A 3627-nucleotide genomic window follows, 5' to 3' on the forward strand; every position below is an offset into this window, starting at 1 on the left:
TGATTTTACTCCAGATAATATGAGGGTTGAGGGAATGTCCGGGGACGGGCTAAGCCCGCCTCCGAACGTCGGTGAGCATGGTGATCAAGGCATCGGATGGTGGCTTGAAACGTCCGGGCTTGATCGCAGGTGCGCCGTGGGCCGCGAGGATTTGCAGCTTCTCCTCGGAATCGGCGCGCAAATAGGTCTCGGTGCTCTGGATGCTGGCGTGACCGAGCCATAACGCGACCTTGCGGATGTCCCCGGTCGCCGCGAGCGTGTGCATCGCGCAGGAATGGCGCAGCACGTGCGGCGTAACCCGTTTGCGGAGGATCGAAGGCTGCTTCGCTGCCGCAGTTTTGACGTGTTCAGTCAGTCGGAATGCGAACCCATCGCGGGTCATGGGCTGCCCGTTGGCGTTGAGGAATATCTCGGCCACTTGCGCTTCGGGACGGATCGCAAGCCATGCGCGCAGTGCGAACTGGGTCTCCTTCCATAGCGGCAAGACCCGCTCGCGGCGGCCTTTGCCCATGATGTGCACGGTGGACAGCGAGCGGTCCGGGAAATCGCGCAGTTGCAGCGACACGAGTTCCGACACCCTGAGCCCGCCGGCATAGGTCAGATGCAGCATGGCGCGATCACGGGTGCCAAGGCGTGTCCGGGGATCCGGGGCATCGAGCAATGCCTTGATCTCGTCCCGGTCGAGGTAGTCTATGAGCGCCTTGTCCGTCTTCTTGCTCGGGATCGATCGGACCCGAAGCGCTTGATCAAGGCAAGCCGGGATCCGATACTCCATGTACCGGAAGAAGGACCGGATCGCGGCGAGCCTGCCGTTGCGGGTCCGCACCGAGCTGCCGCGCTGGGCTTCGATATGGTCGAGAAATGCCAGGATCATATCGGTGCCGAGATCCTCGACCTCGAGATCGGTCGGTCGACGCTTCAGCCGATCAGCAGCAAACCGGACCAGCAAAACGAAGCAGTTGGCATAGGTCTTCACCGTGTGCGGGCTGACGGCGCGTTCGCGTGGCAAGTGCTCGCGGAGGTATGCGGAAAGATGGGGAGCGAGCGCCGTCATGCTGCTTCTCCCAGAAACAGGTGTTCGCTCACGGCTGCGATGTCGCGCAGCAGCACCGGAGTGGCCTCGAGATACCAATAGGTGTTGGCGATCGAGGCGTGCCCCAAATAGACGCTGAGACCGGCCATGTGGTGTGCAACCGCTTCCCTGTCGGGCGGACATGACTCCAGCGATCGCACGGCGAAAGTGTGCCGCAAATCGTGAAGCCGCATACCCGCTGTTCCGGTTGGTCCACGATATCCGAGCTGCCGCGCCAGTCTGACGAACACGATGTGGGCACGCACCTTGTGTGGTGCTCTCCCCCGGATCGTTACGAACAGATCGCTGCCCGTGGCTCGGAGCCTTACTCGGGTGGCGAGATAGGCTTCGAGCGCCTGACGGGTCGATGGCTGCAAGACTATCAGGCGCTGCTTGCCGAACTTGCCGTTGCGAACAATCAGGCCATCTTCGACCAAGTCATCGCATTGCAGCGCCAGGGCCTCGGAAATCCGAAGGCCCGTCGCGGCCAGCAGTCCAAACAAGCAATGGTAGGTATGCGGGCTGATCATGCCCTTGGGCGGGAGCTCCAACGCTGCCGTCATGATCGCCCGGATCTGTTCCGGTTCGATAATATGCGGCGTCGGGCGCGGCCGCTTGCCGCGGCCGAATACACCGGCGGGCGGAACCTCGTGGGCCGAATCCTCGGCTTGGGCGAAAAGACTGAAGTTGCGCAGGGTATCGAACCGTCTCCGCGCCACGTATTGCGAACTCGAGGTATGGCACCAGTCGTAGATCCGCTCGATCCTGGTGTGCCTATCGCCAAAGCCTGAAGCAAAGCCCGAGTAGAGTTGGAGCATGCGTTCCTGTTCGGCAAACTTGCGGCCCAGACTGCGATGCAGCCCAACATAGCGGACGATATGGGTGTTCAGCATGGCAGGTCTCCTGGCCAAGGCTGCGCGATCTTCGTGAGCATCGGCAGATCGACCTTGGCGTAGATGGCGGTAGTCTCGGGCGAGCTGTGACGCAGGATGGTCCCAACGGACTCCAGACCCGCGCCCGCGCGCAGCATGTTGGTGGCAAGCGAATGCCGAAAAATGTGCGACCCGCTCGGCACCCCTTCGATCGCGCCCCGATCGAGAACGCGCGACACGATCCCTGCAATCTCGGCCGACGAGACAAATGGTGTGAACGGCGCCAATGCACGGAGGAAGAGATGTTCCTCGCCAGACCTGGGACGAGCTGTCGCCAGATAGGCAAGGATCGCATCGCCGACATCCTGCGGCAGTGGCAAGCGGTCCGGCCTTCGCGTCTTGCCCTTGACCCGGACGTACCCGCCCCGCCAATCGATATCGCCGAGCCGCATGTCCCTGACATCGCCCGCTCGCAGTCCGAGCCTGGCAAGCAGGAGAATGATCGCCTTGTCACGCACTTCCACCGGACGGTGGGTTCCACACGCCGCGATTATCCTCTCGATGGTCGCCGCATCGACGTAGCGCGGCAGGTTCGAAAGGCGGTATCGCTGAACCGATGGGATCGCGTGCAAAAGAGCCGGTCGGCACTCGCCTTGACCGATCAGAAAACGAATGTAGCTCCTCATGATCGTGACGAGCAGCGAGACCGACCCTGGGGTCTCCTTGCTTCGCCGTTCGAACGCGCGTCTCAGGATGGCAGCGTCCCATTGCGAGGGCTCGCCCAGCATAGGCGTGAGCCGCGTGATATCGCTCCGGTAACGGCGGATCGTCTCGTCGCTCGCTCCCCGGTGCTGCTTGAGCCACGCCAGGTAGGCCGACATGTGCGGATCGGCCTCCACTGCCGGCTCCAGCGGTGCGATCGCACCACGGGTGCGCAGGAACTCAACAAAACTCTGAGCACAACGCCGTCGCCGCTTCGTCCCCGACCTCACCAGCTTGCCTCGCTTGCGATAAACCGGGCATCGGCAATCGTGGTGGGCGTATCGTTCGATCAGCTCGGCATCGACGTCGCTCAAAGCCAGGCGTGACACCCGCAACCATGCGGTAAAATGCTCGGCGTCGGATCTGTAGTTGCGCGCCGTTCCTCTGGTGAACATCTGACCGGCAATCTTGGCCGAATAGGCGGCAAGATGCTCGCCGATATCGGCCTGGTCGTCGCCAACAGCGATGTATCCTCGATCTTCCAGAAATCTGACGAAACGCCTGACCCGCGCCGCAATATCAGCCTTGTAGATCGCTTGCTGCGCCGAATACCGGTGGCACCGGCACCGATGCTTCTCGAACCGCCGAACGACACGATCGTCGAGCATGCGGATCGCGATCCCCTGAAAATCCAGCCAGTGCAGAAAATGCCGGACAGCAGCACCGTACACGACCGAACACGCCGCCCCCTCGGAAGATAGAGAGGAGAGGAATGCGGTGAGTAGTGCGTCGGGACTGGGCGGATCTTCTGTCCTGCGCGGCGCAGGCTCAAACGAAGCAAATGATCTTGATGACATAGCGGCTCCTTCGACTTGGTGAGGCCGAAGAAGGAGCAATTATCTGGAGTAAAATCATGACCAATCGACGCAATCCCACGCCTCCGGCCGCAATGCTCGACATAAATGTCGACTGCAAAGAATA

Annotated in this window: 3 protein-coding genes; all 3 read right to left on the bottom strand. The window is 61.7% G+C overall.

From position 1 onward, the window contains the following. Positions 1–49: 49 nt before the first annotated feature. Genes LH128_RS21950 through LH128_RS21960 form a run of 3 tightly spaced genes read right to left on the bottom strand, consistent with a single transcriptional unit; the run spans position 50 to position 3503 of the window. A complete protein-coding gene (locus tag LH128_RS21950) occupies positions 50–1054 on the bottom strand; it encodes a tyrosine-type recombinase/integrase (protein WP_008831884.1) in 1005 nt (334 codons plus the stop codon). Continuing rightward, positions 1051–1965, bottom strand: coding sequence for a tyrosine-type recombinase/integrase (locus LH128_RS21955; protein WP_008831885.1), 915 nt, complete (start codon positions 1963–1965; stop codon positions 1051–1053). Before LH128_RS21955 ends, LH128_RS21950 begins: the two co-directional genes overlap by 4 nt. Continuing rightward, a complete protein-coding gene (locus tag LH128_RS21960) occupies positions 1959–3503 on the bottom strand; it encodes a tyrosine-type recombinase/integrase (protein ID WP_037520812.1) in 1545 nt (514 codons plus the stop codon). Before LH128_RS21960 ends, LH128_RS21955 begins: the two co-directional genes overlap by 7 nt. Positions 3504–3627: the final 124 nt, after the last annotated feature.

Source organism: Sphingomonas sp. LH128 (assembly GCF_000293195.2).
GTDB classification, from domain to species: Bacteria; Pseudomonadota; Alphaproteobacteria; order Sphingomonadales; family Sphingomonadaceae; genus Novosphingobium; species Novosphingobium resinovorum_A.

What these genes read in the sequence shown, in the direction of transcription:
- LH128_RS21950 (WP_008831884.1), bottom strand. Translation starts at nt 1,054, where the DNA reads ATGACGGCGCTCGCTCCCCATCTTTCCGCATACCTCCGCGAGCACTTG.
- LH128_RS21955 (WP_008831885.1), bottom strand. Translation starts at nt 1,965, where the DNA reads ATGCTGAACACCCATATCGTCCGCTATGTTGGGCTGCATCGCAGTCTG.
- LH128_RS21960 (WP_037520812.1), bottom strand. Translation starts at nt 3,503, where the DNA reads ATGTCATCAAGATCATTTGCTTCGTTTGAGCCTGCGCCGCGCAGGACA.